The following is a 25,341-nucleotide window of genomic DNA, read 5'->3' on the forward strand; positions in this document are numbered from 1 at the left end:
CGCTTTCAGCGCCCACATCGCCCGACGAGCTCGTACCAGGCCGGGTACGGGGTAGACCGCACGAGGGCGACATCGGTCACCATCCAGCGGATGGACTCGAAGAACTCCGGCGGCCTGCTCGCCGGCGTGGCATGGCGGCTGAGCGTGACGTGCGGCGTAGTCATGGCATGAAGGGGTTTCATGCCACTGCCCAGTGCCGAGGAAAGCAGCATGTCGCGCAGCCTGCGCAGGCCGAAGTTGTCCTCCGCGACGATCACCGCCTTGTTGCCGTGCCAGACCATGGCGTGATTGAGCTCGATCTGCATCGGCTTCAGGCGCAATTTGCCGAGGGACTGCGTCAGCCGCTGCTCCAGCACAGTCCAGTCCGCCAGCCGCGTGCCGGGGTCCGCGCCGAGGCCTGCCAGCATCGTGAGATGCAGGTGCCACGACTTTGTCAGCGAGCCGGGAGGCAGGCATGTCCAGCGCGATGCGTGCTCGAGAAGGCGCGCACGCACCTCGATTGGTGGGAGCAGGCACAAGTGCATGGGCAGCAGGCCGGCGGGATGGTCACGGCGCTCGGCCTTTCGAGAACTATTGTTCATGCGCATTCCCCTTCATGACTGTATTTATATACAGTTATACATGACAGTAGCGCGACAAATCCGGGAGAACGGCCAAATAGTTCTCAAAGCTTATGTTACATAACGGTTAAACCAGTTGGTCAACTTCTAGAATCCCGGGTTTTTCTTTGATCGCCCGAGTCCGAAGTCACATGATGGAAATCCTGGTTACCACTTATTCGCCCACGATGGTCGCACTGTCTTTCGTGGTTTCAGTCGTCGGAGCGCTGATCGCACTCTCCGCCGCACCCCATATGCTCCGCAGCAGCGGACGACTGTCGCTGCCGAACACCATCGCTGCCGGCACGGCGCTCGGCGGCATCGGCGTGTGGTCGATGCACTTCATCGGCATGATGGCGCTGCGCCTGCCCGTCGGTTACGGCTATTCGATCGCGGAGACGCTGATCTCGCTCATCGCCGCGGTCATCGCCAGCACGATCGCGCTCGTGTACGTGGCCCGCAATCCGCGCAACCCGCTGCGCCTCGTCGCGGCGGGCTTCTCGCTCGGCCTGGGTGTGTGCTTCATGCACTACCTCGGCATGTACGGCATGCGCTTCAACGGGTACCTCGCCTGGTCGCTCCCGCTGGTCGCCGCGTCCGTTGCGATCGCGTTCATTGCTGCCACGGCGGCACTCTGGCTGGCGTTCAACGTCCGCGGCTTCGCAGGCACACTCATCGCATCGATCGTGATGGCAGCAGCCGTCTGCGCCATGCACTACACCGGCATGTCCGCCGGCGACTTCGTCTGCACCACCGAGAACAAGTCGGCCGTGCCTTCTGGCGCCGGCATCATCAGCTCGTGGGAGTTGCCGCCCCTCGTGCTGATCGCCATTGCATGGATGGCCTTGCTGCTCGCGCTCGACCAGTTCATGCAGTACGTGTTCCACAAGGACAAGCGCAAAGCCGCCCGACCGATGGACGTTCCCGTCGAAGAGCAGCGCGCCTGATCACCTTCGACTTCGACGAGAAGCACCTGCGCATCGGCACGGTCTAGCTGTTCGGACAATTCAGGGCTTGTGACTGCGCGCCGCCGAAGAAATAATCGCGGCATGTCACCCGAGTGCCCTGAAACCAGCCCGCAGCCGAGCCGCCGTGTCATGGTGGTCGACGACACCGAGGTCAGCCGCATGCTGGCGCGCGCTTACCTCGAACTGGCGGGCTTCATCGTGAGCGAGCACGAAAGCGCCGCCGATGCGCTCACGCAATTGCGCGCGAATCCGGATGACAGCGGACTCCCGGCTGCGATGCTCATCGACATCGAGATGCCCGTGATGGGCGGCGAAGAACTTGCGCGCCGCGTCAGGGAAGAGTTCGGTGCCGCGCTGCGGCTGATCGGCTATACGGCGCATTGCCGCGACGAGGAACTCCGGCGCATCAAGGATGCGGGCTTCGATCAGGTCGTCATGAAGCCCGGATCGGTCGAGCAGATGGCGCTGGCCATCGGCGCCGCAAACGCATAGCGCCCCCGGCTCTTCAGGGTCTCAGCCTGCGCCGCCTTCCGGCGTCCACTCGAGGATGTCTTCCATCTGGACGCCGAGTGCCTTCGCGTAGTTGGCCGGAAATGCCTTGATGAGCGCGTCGCCCTCCCATCCCAGCTCCAGCGCGCGGGCCCGCCAGGACGCCATCTGCACCACGAGCGCGTCGTAATCCTGCGGGCTCGTCATGTTGCTCGCGCGTTGTCTGTCGACGATGCGGGCAATCGGCGCAGGCAGGCGCCACCTGCGTGTCAGCTCGGCCCCCACTTCCGCATAGCTGTACCCGAACGCCTTGACCTCCGCGCTGATGCGCTCGGGCTCCATGAGCGGCACGGCTGCATCGACTGCAGCCATGCGCTCCGGCATCCCCACACGCATGACGAGCTCGCCGATCATGTGGAGCAGACCGCCGATGTAAGCGGTGTCCTCGTCACCACGGCCCAGGCCGGCAATGTGCCGGGACAGTTCGGCCGTGTTGAGGCTGAAACGCCAGTACTGGTTCAGCACTTCCTCCGGCAGTGAGGGAAATGCATCCTTGGCCAGGATGCCGATCACCAGCGACCGGACCTTGGACAGCCCCAGCAACCGGACGGCCTCGGAAGGGCTCTCGATCAGGCGGCCCCTGAAAAACAGGGGCGAGTTCGCAACGCGCAGCAGTTGGAGAACCAGGACGGGATCCGACTCGATGATGGAGGTGACGTCCGCCGTGCGGGCATCTTCGTCTTCGAATGTGCGAGCCAGCTCCAGCACCGCCTGCGGGGCGCTGGGCAATGCGCTGGACGATGCGATCAGGGCATTGAGCTGCATGGGTTGCGGAATTGCACAGTTGGAGCGGGCGATGGGAATCGAACCCACGTCTTGAGCTTGGGAAGCTCAGGTCCTGCCATTGAACGACGCCCGCAGTGATCCATCAGCGACGGATCGCGGAAGTTTACGCGATCCAACTTCATTCGCCGCGCAGATCGGCCATCGGGCCGGACACCGGAATGCGCAGCCTGAATACCGAACCGGTATCGCCGGTGGCAAACAACTCCACGTCGCCGCCATGGCGACGGGCAATGCTGCGCACGAGATAAAGCCCCAGGCCCGTACCGCCAGTGCCGGCAGACGTCGTGCCGCGCTGGAATTTCTCGAAGATGCTGTCGCGTTCGTCCTGCCCGATGCCCCGCCCCTCGTCCCGGACGTCCAGGCAGATCGACGCTCCATCCACGCGGGTCGTGACTGTGACCGGACGATCCGCAGGGGAATACTTCAACGCGTTCTGGACCAGGTTCTGTACCGCGACTTCGAGCAGGGGCATGTCCCCCGCGATCGGGCAAGGCATGTCCGGAAGCACGATGCGCAGGCGTTGTTCACCTTGCGCGCCGAAAGCCGTCGTCAAGCGCTGCAGGATGGTCCGCAAGTCGAACCGGTCGCCTTTTCCGGCTGCAGGCCGCGACTGCGAAGGGTCTTCGGTCAGGAAGTTTTCGATGAGGCCGGTGAGGCGATCCACCGCCTTGCGTATCCGGCCCAGGCTCGTACGTGCGGGGGCGCTGGACGTGGTCAACTCCATCGCACCGGCCGCCGCGTCGATGATCGCCAGCGGTGTGCGGAATTCGTGCGATGCCATCTCGACGAACTGCCGCTGCTGCACGACTGCCTTGCGCTCGGCCTCCAGCGCGCCCTGGAGATTGAGTTCGGCCAGGCGCCTGTGTTCGACTTCCTTGTGCAGCAGTTCGTTGGTGTACGCCAGTTCCTGTGTGCGCTGGGCCACCTTTGCCTCCAGATCGCGTTCGGCGCGCCTGGCGACTTCGCGTTCGCGCCGGCGGGCCGTCCGGGCTTCCAGCTCGGATTTGCTCACGCGTTGCGCGATCAGCAGGCTCAGGAGAAGCAGATAGGTGATGCGCACGGCCACGGACAGCGGATCGAGGGCATCGCGATCCTGCAGCGCGGGGCCGCTGAAAAGTTCCAGCCGCGACACGAAGGTCAGCAGCAGGGGCGCCGTCACGCACAGCGCCGCGATCATGAGATCACGCTGGCGCCAGATGGAAACCCACCACACGTAGCAGAGGCCGGTGACGGCAATCGCCACCATGAGCAGCGCGAGCGGCGTCTGTACCAGCGCGTAGTGACCTGTGAGCGCAAACCCCGCGCCCACGAGGTTGAGCGCGATGCCGATCTGGCAGAAGCGCCAGAGCGGCATCGAGTAGCGGCGCACCTCGAAAAGCGAAGGAAAGAACCGCAGCGATGCTGCGTGGAACAGCGCCTGGATCGCGCCACGCAGATCCAGTTCCGGAGGACCGTGCGTGCCGGTGAGCGTCTGCACCACCTGCCAGAGATGAAGACTGGCCCCCGTCAAGGTCAGCAGCGAGAACTGCAGGTAAAGCTTGTCCTTGAGCCAGCGCCACAGGACCATGCTGACCATGCTCAACACCAGCGTCAGGCCCAGGCTCGTGCTGAGGAAGAAGAGTTGCGCCTGCAGCATCTGGTGGAAGCCGTCGTTCTGCCAGAGCGCAAGACTCCTGTCGGTCAGCGGGCGGGAGACACGCAGGTAATAGGTCGACCGGCGTTCGTGCATGACGATCGGGAAGATCAGGTCTGCGCTGCCGATCCGCCAGAAGAGCGTGTACTGCTGCCCCGCCACTGCAGGCAGGAGAACGCCTTCGGCAGTGCGCTCATACAGCATGACTTCGTGGGTTTCCGTTGCACGCAGCCGCAGGACCCATACAGGCAGGGTGTCGGCCCGGCGTGCCATCGACACGCGCAGCCAGCACGGGCTGGCCCGGCTGCAACGCGCGGCATCGCCATCGCCGAGCAACCTGAATTCATTGTCGTGCCGCCCGGCGATCACGTCCTGCACAGGCGCTTGTGCCCGCGCACCATCCAGCAGGAATGCCTGCGTTGTCAGTTCGACAGGGTCGTCCTTTCCATCCACCGGCGAAACCATGACGGCTCCCGCCATCAGGGGAGCCGTCATCAGCATCGACAGGAGGCCGTGGCGGATCGCGGGGAAGAAAGGCATGAAGTACTGTATGCGAAGGCTCTCGGCTGCGGCAATGGCATCAATGGAAATCACGGCTCCTGCCACTGCTGGCACCCAGCCTGCCGAGCATGGGCGTGAGGTCCACCAGCTGCTTCGCGACCAGATGGCAAACCTTGCCGCCACTGTCCACATCGCGCTGCCACGTGCCATGCACGGCCAGCAGGCGCGAGTGCAGCAAGGCCTGGCGCTGCGCCTCGCGCACGTGTTTCCAGACGATCACGTTGACCGGGCCTGTCTCGTCCTCCAGCGTGACGAAGATGGTTCCGTTGGCCGTCTGCGGCTGCTGGCGCACGGTGACGAGGCCGCAGGCCGCCACATGGCGGCCATGCGGCAAGCTGCCCAGTTCGGCCGATGTCTTCATCTGCATGGCTTCGAGTTTTTTCCTGAGCAGGGCCAACGGATGTTTTCGCAGCGTGAAGCCCAATGACGAATAGTCGAACAGGATTTCCTCACCTTCCTTCGCGGGGATGAGTTCGAGCGGCTGCTCCCGTACCGGTGCGCGCGACAGCAGGCGCGTCGGCCGCTTGGGTGCGGACGCGTCCCACACCTGCTGCCGGCGATGCCCCGAAAGCGACTTCAGCGCATCGCCCGAGGCGAGCGCATGCAGGTCGCGCGATTCGAGCATCGCACGCAAGGCGAGGTCTTCGACGTCGAGGAACGGGCCATCCTGCCGCGCCTGCACGATGCGATGCGCGGCCTTTGCATCGAGACTGCCGATCATGCGCAGGCCCAACCGTACGGGGACGAGAGGACGGTCGCAAGGTGCATGGGCATGGGCATGCACATGCGTGGATGACGCAGCGTGAGAGACCTCGCCCGGAAGCGATGCCATCACGAGCGTGCAGTCGCAGTCGCTCAGCGACACATCGGCAGGCAGCACCGGCACGCCATGCCGCTTCGCGTCCTGGATCAGTTGCGACGGTGAATAGAAGCCCATGGGCTGCGAATTGAGCATCGCCGCCAGAAAAGCCTCGGGCTCGTGCCGCTTGAGCCAGCTGCTGCTGTAGGCGAGCAATGCAAAGCTGTAGGCATGGCTTTCAGGGAAACCGTATTCGCCGAAGCCGAGCATCTGGTTGAAGATGTCACGGGCGAACTTTTCTTCATAGCCTTTATTCAGCATGCCGTCGATCAACTGCTTTTCGAAGCGGTGCACACCGCCCTTGCGCTTCCATGCCGCCATGGCCCGGCGAAGTTCATCGGCCTTGCCGGCATCGAAGCCCGCCGCGATCATGGAGATCTGCATCACCTGTTCCTGGAAGATCGGCACACCGAGGGTGCGCTTCAGTGCAGCCCTGAGACGGGACGGTTGTCCGAGCTCACGCTCTTCCTTCGTTTTCTCATATTCGATGGCATCCTCGGCACCCGCTTCGTCACCCGGGTGCTGCACCAGATACTGGCGCACCTTCTCGCGCGCCTTCAGGTACGGATGCACCATGCCGCCCTGGATCGGCCCTGGCCGCACGATGGCAACTTCGACCACCAGGTCATAGAACTTCGTGGGTTTCAGGCGTGGCAGCATCGACATCTGCGCGCGGCTCTCGATCTGGAAGACGCCGACGGTGTCGGCGTCGCGGATCATTTCGTAGGTCTGCGGGTCTTCGAGCCCGATATGCGATCGGGTGAATGGAGAGCCCCGCCGCGCGCTGATCAGATCCAGACAACGGCGGATGGCGGTGAGCATGCCCAGCGCGAGCACGTCCACCTTGATGAGCCCGAGGTCTTCGAGATCGTCCTTGTCCCACTGGATGACGGAGCGGTCTTTCATGGCGGCGTTCTCGATGGGCACGAGACGCCCGAGCTTCGTCTGCGTGAGCACGAAGCCGCCCACATGCTGGCTCAGGTGACGCGGAAATCCCTTGATGGCCCGCACCAGTTCCAGCCAGAGCGCTGCGACATGCGGCGTGATCGGATCCCCCGTTTTCATCGCCAGATCGCCAAGCCGCTGCACGGCCAGCCCGTCGTCGAACCAGAAGTGTTCTTTCGCAAACGCATCGATCAACGGCTCGCCGATGCCCAGCGCCATGCCGACATCGCGGATCGCGCTGCGTGTTCGATAGCAGATCACCACGGCGGCGATGGCCGCGCGATGCCGGCCGTATTTCCCGTAGATGTACTGGATGACATCCTCGCGCCGCTCATGCTCGAAGTCCACGTCGATGTCGGGTGGCTCGTTCCTCCGCTCGTGGCTGATGAACCGTTCCAGCAATGGATGCGACACGCGCGGATCGGCTTCGGTCACGCCCAGGCAATAGCAGACCACCGAATTGGCCGCCGACCCCCGGCCCTGGCAGAGGATGTTTTGCCGGCGCGCCTCCCGCACGATGTCATGCACCGTGAGAAAAAACATCTCGTACTTGCATTCGCCAATGAGTTTCAACTCCTTGTCGATCAGACCCACGATGTTCGGCGGAATGCCCTCCGGAAAACGCCGCGCCGCGCCTTCCATGGTGAAGTGTCGCAGCGCCTCCATCGGCGTCATGCCATGCGGCACCGACTCTTTCGGATAGTTGTAGCGGACGGACTCCAGCTCGAACCTGCACGCATCCACGACCTTCGACGTGTTGCGCATCAGCTCCAGCGGATACACCTGTGCCAGATGCATGCGCCTGCGCATGTGCCGCTCGGCATTCGCTTCGAGTTGCTGGCCGCACTCCTTCACCGGCCGGCCGAGGCGAACGGCAGTGATGACGTCATGAAGCGGCCGCCGCGAGCGTGCATGCATGAGCACACCGCCCGCCGCCACCAACGGCACGCCGCAGCGCTCACCCGCCTCGCGCAACGTGGCGAGCCACAGGCTGTCGTCGCGGTGGCTGGCGAGTTCGACAGCCAGCCACAGATGCGCGCGATAGAGCTTCTTCAGCGCCTGCAACCGCAGGCACAAGGCGTCGACGTCGAAATCTTCCAGCACTTGCCCGGCGTGGCGCGCCGGCGCGAACAGGATCTCGCAGCCCCTGAGCAGCGTCCAGTCACTGAAGTCCCAGCTCACGACGTAGCGGCCCTTGTCGGCCCGCATGCGCGCGGCGGTGATGAATTCGCAGAGGCCGCCCCAGCCTTCCAGGTCATGCGCGATGGCGACGAGGCGGCCATCGCCGGTGTCGAACTCGCTGCCGTAGAGCAACTTGAAGTTGTTTCGCATGCGGCGTTCGCCCGGCCGCTTCACCGTTTCCAGCCACTCGATGTAGCTCCGGTAATCCTTCAGGCCACTCCATGCGCGCACCACGCCCGCCACGGAGCATTCGTCGGTGATGGCCAGCGCCTCATAGCCCAGGTCCCACGCGCGCTCGACCAGTTCCTGCGGATGCGACGCGCCGCGCTGGAAGCTGAAGTTGCTCATGCAATGCAGCTCGGCATAGGCCGGCAGCGGGTCGGGTTCGTCCGGCACGAGGGGCGGCAGGGTTTCGTTCTCTGCGCGGTCCTCCCAGTCCTGCCGGGAAGGGCGGGGCTTGTCATGGGTTTCAGGCATGGACGTCAGGCATAAAAGCCCTGCAGGTACCACCGGCCCGAACGGCGCTCCCTGTAGATCCAGACGAGGCCCGACTGCTCCCCCTGCGCCACGTAGTAGTCGCGGAAACAGGCCGCGCCTTCTTCGCCGCCTTGGCCCTCTTCCCACCAGGCCGTCTCCATGCGACTGGGGCGGGTGAGCCTGCGCAGCGGGCCGCCGTAGTGCGGCGTGTCGTTGTGCACTTCGAGACACTGCGGCTGCGGCAGAAGCCACGCCGGAAAGAGCGCATCGGCCGCAGGGTTCGTGACGCCCGGCTTTGCACCCGGGGACTTCGCGGCCACCCAGTGCTGCATGCGCTCGGGCCGGTGGTCGTCGCCCGGCCGCATCACGCACACGGCGTCTTCGCCGAGCCGTGCACTCACGCGCTCGACGAACTCGTGCAGTCGCTCGCCTTTCACCTGGTCTTCGGGCAGCAGGCTCACGGGCATGCCACCCCAACTCGCGGTTTCCAGAGAACGCATGCGCAGGTGGTTGGCCGGCGCGGCCAGCGCGACGTGCGAGAGCCGTTCGTTCAGCAGGCGGCGCAGGTGCGCCATGTCCTGCGCAGGCCGCGCGGTGCGGATGACGAGTTGCGCGGTCGGCGGCAGCATCACGCCGTTCAACCGCTTCAGGTCGTGCGTCCATTCGAGTTCGAGCGCCAGCACGCCCAGCTTGCGCGACGCCAGCCATGCCTGCAGGCGCGACAGCAGCCGCTGCGCCGACCACATCAACTCGGGTGCGCTGGTGGCGGTGGCGGGCAGTTCGAGCTTCTCGTCGAAAGATTCCGGCGCTTCGATCCACGCATAACGCTCGGGCCGGTCGCCCCAAGCGGCATCGAGCGCCTCGAGCAATGGTGCGCCGAAACGCCGCGCCATGCCGCCGCGCGGCAATGCACGCAGGTCGCCCCAGGTCCGGCAGCCCATGCGCTCGAGCAGCCCGGCATGCGTCAACGCAGCCTGCAACGTGTCGATCGGGAATGCGGCAGGCAGGTTGGAAGCCGCTGGCAGCGGCTCGCCTCGCGCGCGCAAGCGCATCAACGCGAGCGCGGCAAGCGACGTACGGCCCATCGCTGCGGTGCGCATCGTCGGCAGGCCGGTTGCCGGATCGAGCAGCTTCGCACGCAACCGCTTCATGCCGCCCCACAGACGCAGGCTGCCGGAGACTTCGAGCAGCAATGCCTCGTCCACCCAGGCCACGCGCGACGTGAAGCGCAGCGCATGCCAGCCCCAGGCTTCGCGCTCGGCACCGGGACCGTCTTCAGGCAGCAGCGCGATCCAGTGCATGACCGCCCCCTGCAACAGTCGGCAGGCCGCGCGGCGACAGCCCAGCGACATCGGCAGCCATGGCGTCGGTATCCACGCACATCGACGTCGCACCCTTGCGGGACGCCAGCAACGCCTGCAGCGCCCTCGCCTGTGCACGCATGCGCAAGGGCTGCGCCAGCGGCGGGCCGCGGCGCTTGACGATCTGCACGTCGAGCGACGGGGCGGCGGCCGTGGCCTGCAGCTGCAGGCGCAGCCTGGCCGGCGAGCCGGTGCGCGCCGCACGCGCATCACGCAGCACGAAGAGCGGACGCGGCCTCTGCACGTCGGCCTGCATCGCCATCTGCAAACGGCGCAGTTGGGCATCGGTGGCCTGCGGCAGCCACGCGAGCACGGCCACCACGTCGGCGCACTTCAGGGCCTGCTCTGCCGCCCAGAGGCGCTGCGCGGGCGACTGCGACTCACGCGAGGCACACAGCCACAGCAAGCGTTCGCCCGGCAAACCCTGGGCCGCAAGGCTGGGTGCGAAGGGCACATGGGGCGGCGCCACCAGCACCACCGGCCCGGCGGCCTGTTGCACGCAGGCCGCCAGCGCCGGCAGCAGCAACTGCCAGAACGGCGTGCGTGCATCGCGCAGCAGCAGTTCCGTCATGCCGTCGAGCGGCCAGCCGCCGCCGGGCAGTTCGGCGTCGAGCGCGGCATGGCCACTGGGCAGCACGCGGCCCGCCTGATGGGCGAGCTCCTGCCCGCGCCAGACCGGCAATGAACCGGCCATGGCTTCGAGCGCGATGAGACGGGCTGAAGCGGCATTGGCCATGGCACACCCTGCTGGAATCCTTGTTGGTCGAAGTCAGGCCAGAATACTGTATTTATATACAGTCATCAAGCCGACCTGTAACAGCCCCCCTGCATCGTGGGCTTCCCGTGCCGGCAGACGGACCGGGCGCAATCGGACTAACATCGCCGGCCCAAGGAGTTTCCTCTTGCCTCTCTTCCGTTTCTTCGAGAAGCGGGTCACGCCCTATCCGCCGGCCGAACCCGCCCTGCCCCCGAAAAAATTCGTTTCCTTCGTCTGGGCCTGCGCCGCAGGGGTGCGCGGCTACGTCGGCTGGATGGCGCTGCTGTCGGCCGGCATTGCCGCATACGAAGCCTTCCTGTTCGCCGCGCTCGGCCATGTGGTCGACTGGCTGGTGAGCGTGCCGCAGGGCGAACTCTGGTCGCGCCACGGCGGCATGCTCTGGCTGCTGGGCGGCGTGCTTGCGGCCAGTGTCGTGCTGGTGGCGCTGCAGACCATCGTGAAGCACCAGGCGCTGGCCATCAACTTCCCGCTGCGCCTGCGCTGGAACTTCCACCGCCTGATGCTCGGGCAGAGCATGGCGTTCTATGCGGATGAATTCGCCGGCCGCATCACCACCAAGGTGATGCAGACCGCGCTGGGCGTGCGCGACATGCTGTTCACCACCAGCGACGTGCTGGTGGGCATCGGCGTGTATTTCATCTCCATCATGCTGCTGGCCTCGGGCTTCGACATCCGGCTGCTGGTGCCGTTTGCCGTCTGGGCCGCCTTCTACGCCGCGTCGGTGTTCTGGTTCGTGCCCAAGCTGGGAAAGATCGGCAAGGCGCAGGCCGATGCGCGCTCGATGATGACCGGCCGCATCACCGACGCGTACACCAACATCTCCACCGTCAAGCTGTTCTCGCACACGCACCGCGAAGCGTCGTTCGTGCGCGCGGCCATGGAAGACTTCAAGCGGACCGGCTATGCGCAGATGCGGCTCGTGAGCGCGTTCGAGATCGTCAACCACACGCTGGTGGTGCTGCTCATCGCAGGGGCCAGCGGCACGGCGCTGTGGCTGTGGTCGCTGGGTCAGGTAGGTGTGGGTGCTGTGGCTGCCGTCACCGCCATGGCGCTGCGCGTCACCGGCATGTCGCACTGGATCATGTGGGAGATGAGTTCGCTGTTCGAGAACATCGGCACGGTGCAGGACGGCATCAACATGCTCACACGCGCCCGCGCCGTGGTGGACGCACCCGATGCGAAGCCGCTGGCCATCGCGCGCGGCGAAGTGCGCTTCGACAACGTGAGCTTCTCGTACGGCCAGGGCCCGCGCGTCGTCGACCGGCTGTCGCTCACCGTGAAGCCGGGCGAGCGCATCGGCCTCATCGGCCGCTCGGGCGCAGGCAAATCGACGCTGGTGAACCTGCTGCTGCGCTTCCACGACGTGAGCGGAGGAAAGATCACCATCGACGGGCAGGACATCGCACACGTCACGCAGGACAGCCTGCGCAGCCACATCGGCATGGTCACGCAGGACACATCGCTGCTGCATCGCTCGATGCGCGACAACATCCTCTACGGCCGCCCCGACGCCACGGAAGAGCAGATGGTCACCGCCGCGCGCCGCGCCGAGGCGCATGAATTCATCCAGGGCCTGTCCGACCTGCAAGGTCGCACCGGCTACGACGCGCATGTGGGCGAACGCGGCGTGAAGCTCTCTGGCGGCCAGCGCCAGCGCGTGGCCATCGCGCGCGTGATGCTCAAGGACGCGCCCCTCCTGCTGCTGGACGAAGCCACGAGCGCTCTCGACTCCGAAGTCGAAGCCGCCATCCAGCAGAGCCTGGACACGCTGATGGAAGGCAAGACGGTGATCGCCATCGCACACCGCCTCTCCACCATCGCTGCGATGGACCGGCTCATCGTGCTCGACGCCGGCCGCATCGTGGAGGAAGGCGACCACCGCAGCCTGCTAGCGCAGGGCGGCATCTACGCGCGCCTGTGGGCACACCAGAGCGGTGGTTTCCTGGGCGGGGACAACGTGGAAGAAGAAGACATGTCAGTCATCGGCTGACACACGGACGCGCCCTGCACTGTCGGAGATCGTGAAGCGCGATCCCTACAGTGGGTATGAAGGAGACACCGTCATGGCCCTGTCGACCCATCGCATCCCGCCTTCCGGCCAGCCCGAAGTCAAATCACGGTCGCGCCACTTCTCGATGGTGCGCGATTTCCATCTCGCCGATTTCTTCACACTGGGCAACGCGGCCTGCGGTGTGGCCGGGGTTTTCCTCGCGATGCTGGCCATGGCGGGCAGCGACGCACCCGACCCCACCTACCTGCTGATCGCCGCCGCCTTCGCGCCTGCCGCATTCATCCTGGACATCTTCGACGGCCGCATCGCACGCTGGCGGCAGCAACATTCGGCGCTCGGCCGCGAGCTCGATTCGCTGGCCGACGTGATCAGCTTCGGCGTCGCGCCTGCCGCACTCGCCTTCGCAGCCGGCATGCAGGGCGGATGGGACGCGGTCATCCTCGCCTACTTCGTCTGCTGCGGCGTGAGCCGCCTCGCGCGCTACAACGTCACGGCCGAATCCATGGCCGATGAAGACAGCGGCAAGGTGAAGTACTTCGAAGGCACGCCCATCCCCACCAGCGTCATCCTCACCGCCATGCTGGCCGTCGCCGCGTGGCAAGGCCGTGTGGGCAATGAACTGTGGGGTGGCGTCTGGAACATCGCCGGCTGGGAGCTGCATCCCATGGCGCTGCTGTTCGCGCTGTCGGGCTCGCTGATGATCAGCAAGACGCTGCGGATCCCGAAACTCTGAGCATTGCGCCGATAGCCACATCGCTGTGGCATCATCCCTCGAGAAACACATGGAGAGGGAACGATGCGCATCACGCGGAAGGAATTTCTTCGGCGCGCCGCAGCGGGCAGTCTTGTTGCTACGGCAGGAATGCCGAGCTGGGCGCAGCAGATCCCGGGAGGCCCGCGCCCCAAGGTCCTGGTGGTATTTACGCCCGACCGGCCGATCGAATGGTTTCAGGACGCGTTTCCGATGCGCTTGACCGGATTGCCGTGGCAGTCCCGGTCCGAAAGACTGCCTGTTCCCGGCCTTGATTTTCAGGGTATTCTGCTTCCAGCCTTCTGCGCCGCTGCAGCGAGGAAGTGGCCCGCCGATTTCATTCCCGAGCCAGGCTACGCCTTAGAAATCTCGCAAGCAGCTCCCCCGTCATTTCATACAGCAGCATTTCCGGAACGACTGCTCGACGACAAGAACATATTCAAGCTTCTCAAGAGAGATGGCATCACTGCCGTCGTGGGACTTGAGTCCTTCTTCATTGGAGATATGGACCGACCGGCCCGCTACGGAGGGGTCAAGATTCAACTGGATGCAGCAGAGGGTTCCGTCATCAAGAACCATGAAGAATTGCAGTACCGCGCCATTCTTTCCATCTGCCTGCGCATGAGCATCTACGAGATTGCCAGAAGTGGCTTCTGGGGCGGCGGTGGGACCAAGCCCACGCATCTGGGCTACCCCATGTATCAGAGTCGGGACTTGTTCAAGGCGAGCAAAGAAGAAGGCACGTTTCCCAACATCAACGGTACGCGCACGCAAATCACGGAAGAACTAACACATCGGGCACCCGAGTTGGTCACGTTCTTGCGCGGCGTCATGGAAACCGAAATGCCCGAAAAAATGACAAAGGCCATGGAAGCCCATCTGGCGATCAGCAAGGAGCGGCAACCGTACTACTACACGCTGCCATTCTGAAAGCGCGGAATGAACATGAAAATTTCACGCAAGACGTTTCTTCGGCATGCCATGACTGGCAGCCTCCTGGCTGCTGCAGGCCTGCCGTCATGGGCACAGCAGACGGCCACCGCCGAGCGCAAAAAAGTGCTTGTGGTGTTCTCGCCCGACCGGCCAATCGAATGGTTCAAAGACGGGTTTCCGATGCGACTTGTCGGATTGCCATGGCAAGAGAAGTCTGAGCGCGTCTCGCTCCCGGGCATGGATTTCCAGGACTTCTTGCTGACCAGCTTCTGCGCCGCCGCATCGAAGGAGTGGCCGCAAATTGATTTCGTAGCAGTCCCCGAGTTCGCTGTGGCGCTCTCAAATGAAACTCCTACGGAAATCCGTGACGCGCCGTTTCCTCAGCTACTTCCGTTTCACGCGAGGATGGAGGAATTGGTCAAGCGTCCCGACGTGACAGCCGTCATCAATCTGGTATCAGGCGGAGGCGGAGATCGCCCCCGTCCATATGGTGGAGCCAAATTCTGGCTCTTTGCTTCCGGGGGAGCACTGACCAAGGGTCATGAAGAGGCGAATTACCGCGTCGAGCTTTCATGGGGAGCAGGCATCCACATCGCCGAAATTGCCCGCAAGGGGACATGGGGTGACGGCAACATCAAAACGACGAGGCTCGAGGGAAGGGCTTACTCGAGTCGCCGGATGACAGACTCCAAAACCTGGGTTGATGACCTTCCGGGCATTTCAGGCACGCGCGCAGAAATCATCCAGATATTGACCTCGCGAGCCCCCGAACTGGTTGCGCTCATACGCCGCTCCGCTGACGAACACTGGTCTGGCAGGTTTGGCATCCAGGCCATGCGTGACCAACTCGCCATGAATAAGGAACGGCAACCGTACTACTACACGCTGCCATTCTGAAAGCGCAGGAAGATCATGACAATTACACGCAAGACGTTTTTGCGGCGCGCCATGACTGGCAGCTTGCTAGCTGCTGCAGGCATGCCGTCATGGGCACAGCAGGTCGCAGGCGGTCCACGCCCCAAGGTGCTGGTGGTGTTTACGCCGGACCGGCCAATCAACTGGTTCCAGGATGCGTTGCCGATGCGGTTTGTCGGCTTACCTTGGCAAGAGAAGTCTGAACGCTTTCCGCTCCTTGGTATCGACTTCCAGAGCCTGCTGCTACCCAGCTTCTGCAAAGCGGCCTCGCAGGAGTGGCCGCACGTTGACTTCGTACCTGTTCCAGAGTTTGCAATCGCCGTTTCCAATCAGGCGGGCCCTTTGTTTCATGAAGCGACTTTCCCTGTCCTCCCCAGCCATATACCGAACATTCAGGAATTGCTGAACCAGAGTGAAGTGACAGCTGTCATCAATCTTGCGTCACCTGGAGCTGGCAATCAGTCGCGCCCCTACGGCGGGGTCAAGCTGTGGATGCTAGGCATTGAAGGCTCTTTGACCAAGAACGTCGACGAACTTCGCTATCGCGCGTCCATCTCCTGGGTGTTTTCGGCTCATATCCGTGAGCGTGCCCGAGGCGGCCTCTGGGGACGGGGCGGAGTCAAGTCCACATCTGTGGGGGACGTGGGCTATTCAGCGAGGATCCCTGATGGAGAAGGTACGCGCGCGCATCTGCTCGAGGCATTCACACGCCGCTCATCCGAGTTGCTCGAGCTGATCAGCAACTCCATGCCCGAGATGTGGGCCGGTCAATTCGGCCTTCGGCAAATACGTGACCAGCTCGCCATGAACAAAGAACGGCAGCCGTACTACTACACGCTGCCGTTCTAAGTCAGCTTCAGAACACCAGCTTCACACCCGTCTTGGCCTGAAGCTCTTCCTTCGTCACGCCCGGCGCGAGTTCGACGACCTTCAGGCCTTCGGGCACCACGTCCATCACCGCGAGGTCGGTGATCACGCGGTCCACCACTCCCACGCCGGTCAGCGGCAGCGTGCACTTGGCGAGGATCTTCATGTCCTCGGTGCCGTCCTTTTTCTTCGCGACGTGTTCCATGAGCACGATGACGCGCTTCACGCCCGCCACCAGGTCCATCGCGCCGCCCATGCCCTTGACCATCTTGCCGGGGATCATCCAGTTGGCAAGGTCGCCCTTCTCGCTCACCTGCATGGCGCCGAGGATGGACAGGTTGATCTTGCCGCCGCGGATCATGGCGAAGCTGTCGTGGCTGCCGAAGATGGCCGAGCCGGGCAGCGTGGTCACGGTCTGCTTGCCGGCATTGATCAGGTCCGCGTCCACCTTGTCTTCGGTGGGGAACGGGCCGATGCCCAGCATGCCGTTCTCGCTTTGCAGCCAGACTTCCTTGTCGCCCGTGTGGTTGGCCACCAGCGTCGGAATGCCGATGCCGAGGTTCACGTAGAAGCCGTCTTCCAGCTCCTGCGCCGCGCGTGCGGCCATTTGGTCTTGCGTCCAGGGCATGTCAGGCTCCTTGCTTTTCTGTCAGCGCCGCAGGCGCTTCGGTGATCGTGCGCTTCTCGATGCGCTTTTCGGGGGTCGGGTTGTGCACGATGCGGTGCACGTAAATGCCCGGCAGGTGGATGTCGTCCGGCGCGAGCTCGCCCACTTCCACGACCTTCTCCACTTCGACGATGCAGATCTTGCCGGCCATCGCAGCAGCCGGGTTGAAGTTGCGCGCCGTCAGGCGGAAGCGCAGGTTGCCGGAGGTGTCGGCCACGTCGGCCTTCACCAGCGCCACGTCGGGCACCAGCGAATGCTCCATGACGTAGGTCTCGCCGTCGAACTCGCGCAGTTCCTTGCCTTCGGAAATGATCGTGCCCACGCCCGTCTTGGTGAAGAACGCCGGAATGCCCGCGCCGCCCGCGCGCAGCTTCTCGGCCAGCGTGCCCTGCGGCGTGAATTCGAGCTCGAGTTCACCGGCCAGGTACTGACGCTCGAACTCCTTGTTCTCGCCCACGTAGCTGGAGATCATCTTCTTGATCTGCCGCGTGTCCAGCAGCTTGCCGAGGCCGAAGCCATCAACGCCTGCGTTGTTGGAAATGACGGTGAGGTTCTTCACGGCGCTGTCACGCAGCGCGTCGATCAGCGCTTCGGGAATGCCGCACAGGCCGAAGCCGCCCACGGCCAGAAGCTGGCCGTCCGCGACGACACCTTCCAGCGCCGCAGCCGCCGAGGGATAGAGTTTTTTCACAAGGGTCTCCTCTGAAGGATTTCAGACCGCGATACGATACTACTTACCCGCATACGTAGTTTTCCGTAAAGGTTAGGCCCGATGGAGGTTGATTACAGGCTCGCGTTCGACCTTGCCCCCGTGGGCATGGTGCTCTCGCGCAACCGCGTCATTGTGGACTGCAACCAGCGTTTGTGCGAAATGTTCGGCGCATCACGCGAGCAACTCGTGGGGCAATTGTTCCTCGTGCTCTACCCCAGCGCCGACGAATACGAACGCACCGGCCAGCGCATCGCCCCCATCCTCAATGCGCAAGGCACCTATGCCGACAACCGCATCATGAAGCGCGTGGACGGCCGGTTCAAAGGCGAGACATTCTGGTGCCACGTGACAGGGCGGGCGCTGAATCGCGCGGCGCCGCATGAGGCCGGCATCTGGACGTTCGAGGATCTGAGTTCAAGAAGGCCGGTGAAGTCGGAACTCACGGCGAGGGAGCGCGAGGTGGCGGCGTATCTGATGGAAGGCCTGACGTCCAAGGAGATTGGCAAGGCGCTGGAGATCAGCCATCGCACGGTGGAGATTTACCGGGCGAGGTTGATGAGGAAGTATCAGGCGGGGACGACTGCGGATTTGGTGCAGAAGTTGTTGGTGGCTTGAATGAACTGCAGGCCGCGCCATTGAGTGCAACTCGTCGCACATGACTGCTGTGCTCTAGCAGGCAGTCATGTTGCCAATTACAGCCACTGAAAGTGCTGACGGACCGACTGTGCACCAATGTTGATCGGTTGGTCGACGATGGTTGGAAAATACGCCACGCGAGGCGTAGCGGGTCGAATTGGCGAGGCGCCAAGCACCGCGCTCGCTCGAAACTGCCACCCTGCTTTAGTAAACGCAGATATGTACGCATGTGCGTCCGGATATTTCAAAGGATTCTTTGAATTGGCATGGGGCCAGAGGCAAAAGATCACACTCGATTGGCCTGTCCCTGCCACTTCATTGATGAACTTCTGTGGCTCAGTTTCCGACTCCTGTAACGAAGACACACGGGCGTAGATGTCGAGCACGCTGCCGCTGGAAAGTTGAACTTGACGGACGCTGCGATTGAAGCACCCCGTAAGGCTCCGAAGAACCGAAGACTTCCGTGTATTCGCATCACCCAAAATCACGAATGCATTCATGTTTGACTTTCGGGACAATCGCCCAAATTAAGCCGTGCTGCATAGCCACTGGCTTAAGCAAATTTCTATGTGAAATTACTACTTTTCCTCCGGCTCCGCATCGATCACTCGGTACGTTGTTTTTGGATTTGGCTTCTTACCAGTGATCTCCTCGTAGAGAACCCCAAGAAAAGCGGCGCCCGCACCAAAGACAACCCAAAGCGGAACACCGATTGCTGTACCAAGTGCAGCGACGCCCGCCCCTTGCCCCCCAAAAAATGCCACCCCCACTGCGGCACCGCTAAGTCCCAGTCGTCCTTTAAGCCCACGATCGTCCCATGCAAGTCGCTTCGTTTCGCGAGCGATCATCTTGACTGTCGGAAGAATCACGTTGCTACGACCGGTGACGGCTATGGCCTGCCTTGCTTTCTGCCGTGAAGGTAGGTCAGAGGCTTTGATTTCTAGAAGTCGCTCGATCCAGAGACGAAGCGCTTCCTTCTCAGTGGCATCCGCAGTTGATGCGATACGAACAGCTAGTTGCTTCTGCTTTTCTGAGCTTGGGATAGTCATGATTTTCTTTGCCGCATAACTTTGATGTAACGACAAAATGCAGAATATCCACAATCAAGTGGATTCAGCAAGAGCACTACCCCTTAGCCAGTCAGATTGCCCGCCATGCACTCACTTCGTCCCATCAATCACCTCAGCCGCCAACCTGAACCCATCCACCGCCGCTGGCAACCCCGCGTAGATGCTCGCGTGCATCAGCACCTCCTGAATCTCCACCGGTGTCGCACCGTTGTTGATCGCGCCGCGCACGTGCGCTTTCAGTTCATGCTGTTTGCCCATGGCCGTGAGCATGGCCACAGTGATAAGGCTGCGTGTCTTGAGGTCCAGGCCCGGGCGTTGCCAGACGTCGCCCCATGCGTTGCGCGTGATGAATTCCTGGATGGGCTGGGTGAACTCGGTGGCGTTGCCGAGGGCGTTGGCAACGTAGTTCTCGCCCATCACTTTCTTGCGGGTGGCGAGGCCGAGTTCGTAGTCTTTGGAAGATTGGGGTTGCGTCATGCTGGGCTCCATCGAAGTTGATGATTCGATGGTAGCCGTGCATGACGCTCCTGGGATGACGGGCGTCAGGTCAGCCCGCCCAGCCGCGCGCCATGTGGGCCAGCGTCACCATGAGGCCGGAACCCGAGATGGCGAAACCCACTGCTTTCCTGATGTTCTTCATGGCCTTGTCCTTTCAGGCAATCAGGCGATGTCGTAGCGCCCGAGGTTCATGACCTTGGCCCACGCGGCCACGAAGTCATCGACGAAGGTCTTCTGCGCGTCGCTGCTGGCGTACACCTCGGACAGTGCGCGCAGTTGCGAGTTGGAGCCGAAGACGAGGTCCACCACGGTCGCATTCCACTTCGGCGCCCCGCTCTTGCGGTCGGTGCCTTCGAGCACGCCGGCGTCCTTCTCCGACTTCGCCCACTTCGTGCCCATGTCGAGCAGGTTGACGAAGAAGTCGTTGGACAGCGTGCCGGGGCGTTGCGTGAACACGCCGTTCTTCGAGGAGCCGACGTTCGCGCCGAGCACGCGCAGGCCACCGACAAGCACGGTCATCTCGGGCGCGGTCAGCGTGAGCTGGTTGGCCTGGTCCACCAAATGCTCGGCGGCCGAGCCTTCGCCCTTCCTCAGGTAGTTGCGGAAGCCATCGGCGCGCGGTTCCATGACTTCGAACGACGGCACGTCGGTCTGTTCCTGGGTCGCGTCGGTGCGGCCTGCGGTGAAGGGCACCTTCACATCGTGGCCACCCTTCTTGGCAGCGGCTTCGACGGCGGCGTTGCCGGCAATCACGATCAGGTCGGCGATGGACACCTTCTTCTTGCCGCCCGCGGCATTGAATTCCTTCTGGATGCCTTCGAGCACACCGATCACCTTGGCGAGTTGTGCGGGCTGGTTCACTTCCCAGTCTTTCTGCGGCGCAAGGCGCACGCGGGCACCGTTGGCACCGCCGCGCTTGTCGCCGCCACGGAAGGTGGAAGCAGAAGCCCAGGCTGTGGCGACGAGTTCACCGGTGGACAGACCGGACGCGAGCACCCTGGCCTTGAGGCCCGCCACGTCCTGCTCGTTCACGAGTTCGTGGTCGATGGCGGGCACCGGGTCTTGCCAGATGAGCACTTCGGCGGGCACTTCGGGCCCGAGGTAGCGTTCACGCGGGCCCATGTCGCGGTGGGTGAGCTTGAACCAGGCGCGTGCGAATGCGTCGGCAAACTCGTCCGGGTTGGCGAGGAAACGGCGCGAAATCTTCTCGTAGGCCGGGTCGAAGCGCAGCGACAAGTCGGTGGTGAGCATGGTCGGCAGGATCTTCTTCGACGCATCGAACGCATGCGGAATGGTCGGGCTCGCGTTCTTCGCCACCCATTGGTGCGCGCCGGCGGGGCTCTTCGTCAGTTCCCATTCGAAGCCGAACAGGTTCTCGAAGAAGTTGTTGCTCCATTGGGTGGGCGTCGTGGTCCAGGTGACTTCGAGGCCGCTGGTGATCGCGTCGGCGCCCTTGCCGCTGCCGTGCGTGCTGATCCAGCCGAAGCCCTGGTTCTCGATGCCAGCAGCTTCGGGCTCGCGGCCGACGTGCTTCGCATCGCCCGCGCCGTGCGTCTTGCCGAAGCTGTGGCCGCCTGCGATGAGCGCCACGGTTTCTTCGTCGTCCATCGCCATGCGGGCGAAAGTGTCGCGGATGTCGCGTGCGGCGGCGAGCGGGTCGGGCTTGCCGTCCGGGCCTTCGGGGTTCACGTAGATCAGGCCCATCTGCACGGCGGCCAGCGGGTTGGCCAGATTGCGGTCACCGCTGTAGCGGCTGTCGGGCTTGTCACTGGTGGCCAGCCATTCCTTCTCGGCACCCCAGTAGACGCTTTCGTCCGGTTCCCACACGTCGGGGCGGCCGCCGGCGAAGCCGAAGGTCTTGAAGCCCATGGATTCGAGCGCGACGTTGCCGGTGAGGATCATCAGGTCGGCCCACGAGATCTTGCGGCCGTACTTCTGCTTGATCGGCCAGAGCAGGCGGCGCGCCTTGTCGAGGTTGCCGTTGTCGGGCCAGCTGTTGAGCGGCGCGAAGCGCTGCTGCCCCGCCCCCGCGCCGCCACGGCCATCGGCCAGGCGATAGGTGCCGGCGCTGTGCCAGGCCATGCGGATGAAGAGCGGGCCATAGTGGCCGAAGTCGGCGGGCCACCAGTCCTGCGAATCGGTCATGAGCGCGCGCAGGTCTTTCTTGAGCGCGGCGTAGTCGAGGCTTTCGAACTCCTTCGCGTAGTCGAAGTCACCGCCCATGGGGTCGTTCTTCGGCGAGTGCTGGTTCAAGAGGCGGAGGTTGAGCTGGTCGGGCCACCAGTCGGCATTGCTTCTTCCCTTGGGCTGGGGTTTGTCGGCGCCGCCGGAGAACGGGCACTTCGCTTCGGTCGATGGGGCTTCAGTCGTCATGGGGTTTCTCCTGTTGGTGAGTTGCAGGTGCGAAAGCAGGCTCGATGATCGCCAAGGAGCATGAATTCTCAAAGTCAATTGACTTTATTCATTCGATAGATTTTTTCAACAGGAAGTTGCAATGACCCCAAAGACGCCGAAGCCACGGTACCCCGCTCCGGAACTCAAGGACGTGCCGGACGATATCCGCGAGCGCATCCTCGAAGTGCAGGAGAAATCAGGCTTCATCCCCAACGTCTTCCTCGCACTGGCGCGTCGTCCGGCCGAGTGGCGCGCTTTCTTCGCCTACCACGACGCGCTGATGCTCAAGGAGAGCGGCAGCCTCACCAAGGGTGACCGCGAGATGATCGTCACCACGACGAGTGCCGCGAACCATTGCCTGTATTGCGTGGTGGCGCATGGCGCCATCCTGCGCATCTACGAGAAGAAGCCGCTGGTGGCCGACCAGGTGGCGGTGAACCACCGCAAGGCCGACATCAGCCCGCGCCAGCGCGCCATGCTCGACTTCGCGATGAAGGTGTGCCTGAACTCGCACGAAGTCGATGAAGACGACTTCACCGCGCTGCATGCACATGGCTTCGACGACGAAGACATCTGGGACATCACCGCCATCACCGCGTTCTTCGGCCTCTCGAACCGCGTGGCCAATGTGACGAGCATGATGCCCAACCCCGAGTTCTACCTGCTCGGGCGCGTGCCGCGCGAGAAGAAGACCGAAGCGAAAGCCTAGGGTTCAGCCCGCCTTGTTGCGGCACGGGTTGAGCGCGTCGAGCGCCGCCCGGTACGTCGGCGTCTTCACATCCATCAGGCCCAGCACGGTGGGGTAGAGGTTGTCGTGCGTCACCGCGTCGTCGAGCTTGCCGCGCAGGCAACCGACTGACACTTGCGTGCGCTGCGCCAGCGCGCCGGGCCAGAACACCATCGGCACGTGCTTCTGCGATTCGGGCGCAAACGCGTAGGGCATGCCGTGCAGGTAGATGCCGTATTCCCCCAGCGATTCGCCGTGGTCGCTCATGTAGAGCAAGGCCGTCTGGTTCTGCTGTTGCCGCTCGCGCGCCTTGAGCCAGTCGATGGCCGAGCCGAGCAGGTGGTCGGTCTGCACGATGGAGTTGTCGAAAGCGTTGATGAGCGCTTCGTGCGGGCACTGCGACAGTTCGATGGTCCTGCACTCCGGGCTGAAATGCTTGAGCTTCTGCGCCGATCGCTTGTAGTACGCCGGGCCATGGCTGCCCATCTGGTGCAGCACGACGACCACGCCGCGCGCCGTGCGCTCGGCGGGCAAGGCAGCGATGCGTTGGTCGAGGTTGGCGAGCAGCGCATCGTCCAGGCACTCGTCACCGTCGCAGAATTCACGTGCGGCTGCAGCGCCGGCCGCGTCGCGCGTGGACGCGCTGGCAACCCGGTCGCACACGCCCTTGCAACCGGCCTGGTTGTCCACCCACAGCACCGCGAGCCCGGCAGCCTGCAGCACGTCGAGCAGGTTCTCGTACTCGTTCTTGCGGGCCTCGAAGCCCGTCTTGCCCAGATGCGAGAACATGCAGGGCACCGACGCCGCAGTGCTGGTGCCGCACGAATGCGCATTGCGCCAGCTCAGCACGTCCTGCGCGGCGAGCCTGGGCGTGGTGTCGCGCACATAGCCGTTGATGCCGAAGTGATCGGCCCGCGCCGTTTCCCCGACGACCAGCAGTAACAGCGGCGGCCTGGCGGGTGCGGCGGCATAGCTGGCCCCCAGCGCTGCGCCGGCGGTGATGGCGACCAATGCCTGACCCTGGGTCCGCCCCGACTTGAACACGTGACGACCGAGCGAATAGAAGGTCGACAGCGGGTTGACCATGTAGCGCAACTGCGGGTTGTTGCGCATCAGGGGCGCCAGCTGGCGGTTCATGGTCACGCCCGCGGCGACGGCTACCGCTGCCGCCAGCACCAGCAGCAGCGCATTGCGCCACAGCAGGGTCGGCCAGCGTTGCGCGATGACCGGCACGCGCCACAACCACAGTGCAGGCAGCAGGACGACCAGCAGCACATCGGCCAGCATGCGGGCGCTCAGCAGGTCGCGTGCCTCGCCGACGTCCGTCTGCACGACATTGGCGACCATGCCCGGGTCGATGACGATGTGGAACTGCAACATGTAGTGTTGCGCGAACCCGGCCACCAGCAGCACCAGCAGTGCGACGGGTTTGACGGCGCGCCCCCATGCCACCGCGGCCAGCAGCGCAGCCGTCGCCGGGAAGATCAGTGCGACCATGGTGATCATGGAAGGCACGTAGAGGCTGGGCGCTCCACCCAGGCGGGCGAGTTCACGCCACAGCGCCCAGTTGCCCACGATGGCGAGCCAGAGGGCCATGCCGATTGCGACGGCTTGCGGCGTGCGAGGCTGGGTCCAGAACGGGCTTCCCAGCACCTCCTGCCAGAAGGTTTCCCTCCGCTGCGTGCGCCTGGCGATCCGGACGGCGACACCGTGTTCGAGCGACACGTGTTCAGACGGTACCAATTTTTTTCTCCCTGAGCGTCATGGACGAGCGCACGAAGTCGGCGGTGCAGGCCACGGCCCAGCAGATCCACGCCGTCCACATCGTGTGGCTCATGTAGTGCGCCCCGCGCGCCTGCTGCGCGAGGCCGAGAACGGTGCCGATGACCAGCGCAGCGGCAAGCCATGCGCGTGCCACGCGCCGATCGTGCGGGCGGAAGGCGAACCAGCCCGCCACCCATGCGAATGCGGCAGATGCGTGGCCCGCCGGGAAGCAGCGCCCGCCGCCACCATCGCGAATGCCCGGCACCCAGTGCGATACATAAGACGCGGAACCGCCGAACTGCTGCAGATCCCAGGGGCAGCTCGTGGCGCTCGACGACTTGACGAGCGACACCGCCACCAGCGAGAGCAGGATCGTGCCCACCAGCCAGGCCCGGCCCGCGCGGTCGAGTTTGGCGATCGGGCCGACCGGCCGCCAGATCGAGACGAGCAACAGCAGCACGCAGCCCCAGGCCGCAAGGCGGGGCACCTCGTGGAATCCGTAGAAGAGCCAGGGCACGTCTCTCAGCGCGAAACCCTTCGCGGTGCCGAACCAGCCGGCCAGGGCGAGGTCCAGCCCCGACGCGTCCCATGCCAGGAGCAGCGCCAGCGACAGCGCGAGGACGGCGAACTCGCCCCGCACGCGCGCGAACGCAGCGGCGCGATCCGCTCGCAACAACGGTGGAGTCCGGGACATTTCC

The 25,341-nt window shown here is 63.9% G+C and carries 23 protein-coding genes and 1 tRNA gene; 9 read left to right on the forward strand and 15 right to left on the reverse strand.

The window, feature by feature from the left end; genetic code table 11:
* Window positions 1-5: 5 nt before the first annotated feature.
* Window positions 6-581 (reverse strand): 2'-5' RNA ligase family protein, encoded by a 576-nt coding sequence (locus ACO2Q9_RS01250; protein WP_423307496.1) that lies wholly within the window; start codon window positions 579-581, stop codon window positions 6-8.
* A 173-nt stretch (window positions 582-754) separates the two neighbouring features.
* Between ACO2Q9_RS01250 and ACO2Q9_RS01255 the strand changes: the two genes are divergently transcribed.
* Both ACO2Q9_RS01255 and ACO2Q9_RS01260 read left to right on the forward strand, forming a co-directional pair.
* Window positions 755-1,546, forward strand: coding sequence for an MHYT domain-containing protein (locus ACO2Q9_RS01255; protein WP_423307498.1), 792 nt, complete (start codon window positions 755-757; stop codon window positions 1,544-1,546).
* 102 nt (window positions 1,547-1,648) lie between these two features.
* Window positions 1,649-2,059 carry a response regulator gene (locus ACO2Q9_RS01260; RefSeq protein WP_423307500.1) on the forward strand — a complete coding sequence of 137 codons (411 nt, stop codon included), beginning with the start codon at window positions 1,649-1,651 and terminating at the stop codon, window positions 2,057-2,059.
* 21 nt (window positions 2,060-2,080) lie between these two features.
* On the opposite strand, the gene ACO2Q9_RS01265 is transcribed toward ACO2Q9_RS01260, so the two are convergent.
* From ACO2Q9_RS01265 to imuA, 6 genes are all read right to left on the reverse strand, one after another.
* The gene (locus tag ACO2Q9_RS01265; RefSeq protein ID WP_423307502.1) at window positions 2,081-2,881 is read right to left on the reverse strand and encodes an HDOD domain-containing protein; all 801 of its coding nucleotides are present in this window, start codon (window positions 2,879-2,881) and stop codon (window positions 2,081-2,083) included.
* Between the two features lie 20 nt (window positions 2,882-2,901).
* Window positions 2,902-2,975 (reverse strand) — tRNA-Gly (locus ACO2Q9_RS01270).
* Between the two features lie 45 nt (window positions 2,976-3,020).
* Window positions 3,021-5,075 carry an ATP-binding protein gene (locus tag ACO2Q9_RS01275; protein ID WP_423307504.1) on the reverse strand — a complete coding sequence of 685 codons (2,055 nt, stop codon included), beginning with the start codon at window positions 5,073-5,075 and terminating at the stop codon, window positions 3,021-3,023.
* Window positions 5,076-5,115: 40 nt separating this feature from the next.
* Window positions 5,116-8,559 carry an error-prone DNA polymerase gene (locus ACO2Q9_RS01280; RefSeq protein ID WP_423307506.1) on the reverse strand — a complete coding sequence of 1,148 codons (3,444 nt, stop codon included), beginning with the start codon at window positions 8,557-8,559 and terminating at the stop codon, window positions 5,116-5,118.
* Window positions 8,560-8,564: 5 nt separating this feature from the next.
* On the reverse strand, window positions 8,565-9,860 hold the full coding sequence (locus ACO2Q9_RS01285) for a Y-family DNA polymerase (RefSeq protein ID WP_423307508.1): 1,296 nt from the start codon (window positions 9,858-9,860) through the stop codon (window positions 8,565-8,567).
* Complete coding sequence (imuA, locus tag ACO2Q9_RS01290) at window positions 9,835-10,656, reverse strand: translesion DNA synthesis-associated protein ImuA (RefSeq protein ID WP_423307510.1); 822 nt, start codon at window positions 10,654-10,656, stop codon at window positions 9,835-9,837. Before imuA ends, ACO2Q9_RS01285 begins: the two co-directional genes overlap by 26 nt.
* 166 nt (window positions 10,657-10,822) lie before the next feature.
* On the opposite strand from imuA, the gene ACO2Q9_RS01295 reads away from it, so the two are divergent.
* From ACO2Q9_RS01295 to ACO2Q9_RS01315, 5 genes are all read left to right on the forward strand, one after another.
* Window positions 10,823-12,688, forward strand: a complete 1,866-nt coding sequence (locus ACO2Q9_RS01295) for an ABC transporter ATP-binding protein (RefSeq protein ID WP_423307512.1) — start codon at window positions 10,823-10,825, stop codon at window positions 12,686-12,688.
* A 73-nt stretch (window positions 12,689-12,761) separates the two neighbouring features.
* Window positions 12,762-13,442, forward strand: coding sequence for a CDP-alcohol phosphatidyltransferase family protein (locus tag ACO2Q9_RS01300; RefSeq protein WP_423307514.1), 681 nt, complete (start codon window positions 12,762-12,764; stop codon window positions 13,440-13,442).
* A gap of 63 nt (window positions 13,443-13,505) precedes the next feature.
* Window positions 13,506-14,390 carry a hypothetical protein gene (locus ACO2Q9_RS01305; RefSeq protein ID WP_423307516.1) on the forward strand — a complete coding sequence of 295 codons (885 nt, stop codon included), beginning with the start codon at window positions 13,506-13,508 and terminating at the stop codon, window positions 14,388-14,390.
* A gap of 15 nt (window positions 14,391-14,405) precedes the next feature.
* Window positions 14,406-15,290, forward strand: coding sequence for a hypothetical protein (locus tag ACO2Q9_RS01310; protein ID WP_423307518.1), 885 nt, complete (start codon window positions 14,406-14,408; stop codon window positions 15,288-15,290).
* Between the two features lie 15 nt (window positions 15,291-15,305).
* Window positions 15,306-16,157: a hypothetical protein gene (locus ACO2Q9_RS01315; RefSeq protein ID WP_423307520.1), complete on the forward strand. Its 852-nt coding sequence runs from the start codon at window positions 15,306-15,308 to the stop codon at window positions 16,155-16,157.
* Window positions 16,158-16,164: 7 nt separating this feature from the next.
* Here ACO2Q9_RS01315 and ACO2Q9_RS01320 read toward each other — a convergent pair whose 3' ends face one another.
* Both ACO2Q9_RS01320 and ACO2Q9_RS01325 read right to left on the reverse strand, forming a co-directional pair.
* Window positions 16,165-16,803 carry a 3-oxoacid CoA-transferase subunit B gene (locus tag ACO2Q9_RS01320; protein WP_423307522.1) on the reverse strand — a complete coding sequence of 213 codons (639 nt, stop codon included), beginning with the start codon at window positions 16,801-16,803 and terminating at the stop codon, window positions 16,165-16,167.
* Between the two features lies 1 nt (window position 16,804).
* Entirely contained in the window at window positions 16,805-17,533 is a 729-nt protein-coding gene (locus ACO2Q9_RS01325; RefSeq protein ID WP_423307524.1) for a CoA transferase subunit A, read from the reverse strand.
* Between the two features lie 81 nt (window positions 17,534-17,614).
* On the opposite strand from ACO2Q9_RS01325, the gene ACO2Q9_RS01330 reads away from it, so the two are divergent.
* On the forward strand, window positions 17,615-18,169 hold the full coding sequence (locus tag ACO2Q9_RS01330; RefSeq protein WP_423307526.1) for a LuxR C-terminal-related transcriptional regulator: 555 nt from the start codon (window positions 17,615-17,617) through the stop codon (window positions 18,167-18,169).
* Between the two features lie 77 nt (window positions 18,170-18,246).
* On the opposite strand, the gene ACO2Q9_RS01335 is transcribed toward ACO2Q9_RS01330, so the two are convergent.
* The 4 genes from ACO2Q9_RS01335 to katG form a co-directional block, all read right to left on the reverse strand.
* Window positions 18,247-18,690: a hypothetical protein gene (locus ACO2Q9_RS01335; protein WP_423307528.1), complete on the reverse strand. Its 444-nt coding sequence runs from the start codon at window positions 18,688-18,690 to the stop codon at window positions 18,247-18,249.
* Window positions 18,691-18,768: 78 nt separating this feature from the next.
* Window positions 18,769-19,239 (reverse strand): hypothetical protein, encoded by a 471-nt coding sequence (locus ACO2Q9_RS01340; RefSeq protein WP_423307530.1) that lies wholly within the window; start codon window positions 19,237-19,239, stop codon window positions 18,769-18,771.
* Window positions 19,240-19,350: 111 nt separating this feature from the next.
* Window positions 19,351-19,737, reverse strand: a complete 387-nt coding sequence (locus tag ACO2Q9_RS01345) for a carboxymuconolactone decarboxylase family protein (protein WP_423307532.1) — start codon at window positions 19,735-19,737, stop codon at window positions 19,351-19,353.
* Window positions 19,738-19,920: 183 nt separating this feature from the next.
* The gene (gene katG, locus ACO2Q9_RS01350; RefSeq protein ID WP_423307534.1) at window positions 19,921-22,131 is read right to left on the reverse strand and encodes a catalase/peroxidase HPI; all 2,211 of its coding nucleotides are present in this window, start codon (window positions 22,129-22,131) and stop codon (window positions 19,921-19,923) included.
* 121 nt (window positions 22,132-22,252) lie between these two features.
* Here katG and ACO2Q9_RS01355 point away from each other — a divergent pair, with 121 nt between their 5' ends.
* Entirely contained in the window at window positions 22,253-22,861 is a 609-nt protein-coding gene (locus tag ACO2Q9_RS01355) for a peroxidase-related enzyme (RefSeq protein WP_423307536.1), read from the forward strand.
* Between the two features lie 3 nt (window positions 22,862-22,864).
* Here the strand turns inward: ACO2Q9_RS01355 and ACO2Q9_RS01360 are convergent, their stop codons facing one another.
* Window positions 22,865-24,604: a phosphoethanolamine transferase gene (locus ACO2Q9_RS01360; RefSeq protein WP_423307538.1), complete on the reverse strand. Its 1,740-nt coding sequence runs from the start codon at window positions 24,602-24,604 to the stop codon at window positions 22,865-22,867.
* Window positions 24,605-24,608: 4 nt separating this feature from the next.
* Window positions 24,609-25,337 carry a phosphatase PAP2 family protein gene (locus ACO2Q9_RS01365; protein WP_423307540.1) on the reverse strand — a complete coding sequence of 243 codons (729 nt, stop codon included), beginning with the start codon at window positions 25,335-25,337 and terminating at the stop codon, window positions 24,609-24,611.
* Window positions 25,338-25,341 lie beyond the last annotated feature (4 nt).

The sequence above is a fragment of the Variovorax sp. VNK109 genome (genome assembly GCF_049445855.1).
GTDB lineage: Bacteria > Pseudomonadota > Gammaproteobacteria > Burkholderiales > Burkholderiaceae_C > JAGOCV01.

Bases quoted from the DNA above. Each gene is read 5' to 3' on its own strand.
- ACO2Q9_RS01250 (WP_423307496.1), bottom strand. From the start codon at position 581: ATGAACAATAGTTCTCGAAAGGCCGAGCGCCGTGACCATCCCGCCGGC.
- ACO2Q9_RS01255 (WP_423307498.1), top strand. From the start codon at position 755: ATGGAAATCCTGGTTACCACTTATTCGCCCACGATGGTCGCACTGTCT.
- ACO2Q9_RS01260 (WP_423307500.1), top strand. From the start codon at position 1,649: ATGTCACCCGAGTGCCCTGAAACCAGCCCGCAGCCGAGCCGCCGTGTC.
- ACO2Q9_RS01265 (WP_423307502.1), bottom strand. From the start codon at position 2,881: ATGCAGCTCAATGCCCTGATCGCATCGTCCAGCGCATTGCCCAGCGCC.
- ACO2Q9_RS01275 (WP_423307504.1), bottom strand. From the start codon at position 5,075: ATGCCTTTCTTCCCCGCGATCCGCCACGGCCTCCTGTCGATGCTGATG.
- ACO2Q9_RS01280 (WP_423307506.1), bottom strand. From the start codon at position 8,559: ATGCCTGAAACCCATGACAAGCCCCGCCCTTCCCGGCAGGACTGGGAG.
- ACO2Q9_RS01285 (WP_423307508.1), bottom strand. From the start codon at position 9,860: ATGCACTGGATCGCGCTGCTGCCTGAAGACGGTCCCGGTGCCGAGCGC.
- imuA (WP_423307510.1), bottom strand. From the start codon at position 10,656: ATGGCCAATGCCGCTTCAGCCCGTCTCATCGCGCTCGAAGCCATGGCC.
- ACO2Q9_RS01300 (WP_423307514.1), top strand. From the start codon at position 12,762: ATGGCCCTGTCGACCCATCGCATCCCGCCTTCCGGCCAGCCCGAAGTC.
- ACO2Q9_RS01305 (WP_423307516.1), top strand. From the start codon at position 13,506: ATGCGCATCACGCGGAAGGAATTTCTTCGGCGCGCCGCAGCGGGCAGT.
- ACO2Q9_RS01310 (WP_423307518.1), top strand. From the start codon at position 14,406: ATGAAAATTTCACGCAAGACGTTTCTTCGGCATGCCATGACTGGCAGC.
- ACO2Q9_RS01315 (WP_423307520.1), top strand. From the start codon at position 15,306: ATGACAATTACACGCAAGACGTTTTTGCGGCGCGCCATGACTGGCAGC.
- ACO2Q9_RS01320 (WP_423307522.1), bottom strand. From the start codon at position 16,803: ATGCCCTGGACGCAAGACCAAATGGCCGCACGCGCGGCGCAGGAGCTG.
- ACO2Q9_RS01330 (WP_423307526.1), top strand. From the start codon at position 17,615: ATGGAGGTTGATTACAGGCTCGCGTTCGACCTTGCCCCCGTGGGCATG.
- ACO2Q9_RS01335 (WP_423307528.1), bottom strand. From the start codon at position 18,690: ATGAATGCATTCGTGATTTTGGGTGATGCGAATACACGGAAGTCTTCG.
- ACO2Q9_RS01340 (WP_423307530.1), bottom strand. From the start codon at position 19,239: ATGACTATCCCAAGCTCAGAAAAGCAGAAGCAACTAGCTGTTCGTATC.
- ACO2Q9_RS01345 (WP_423307532.1), bottom strand. From the start codon at position 19,737: ATGACGCAACCCCAATCTTCCAAAGACTACGAACTCGGCCTCGCCACC.
- katG (WP_423307534.1), bottom strand. From the start codon at position 22,131: ATGACGACTGAAGCCCCATCGACCGAAGCGAAGTGCCCGTTCTCCGGC.
- ACO2Q9_RS01355 (WP_423307536.1), top strand. From the start codon at position 22,253: ATGACCCCAAAGACGCCGAAGCCACGGTACCCCGCTCCGGAACTCAAG.
- ACO2Q9_RS01365 (WP_423307540.1), bottom strand. From the start codon at position 25,337: ATGTCCCGGACTCCACCGTTGTTGCGAGCGGATCGCGCCGCTGCGTTC.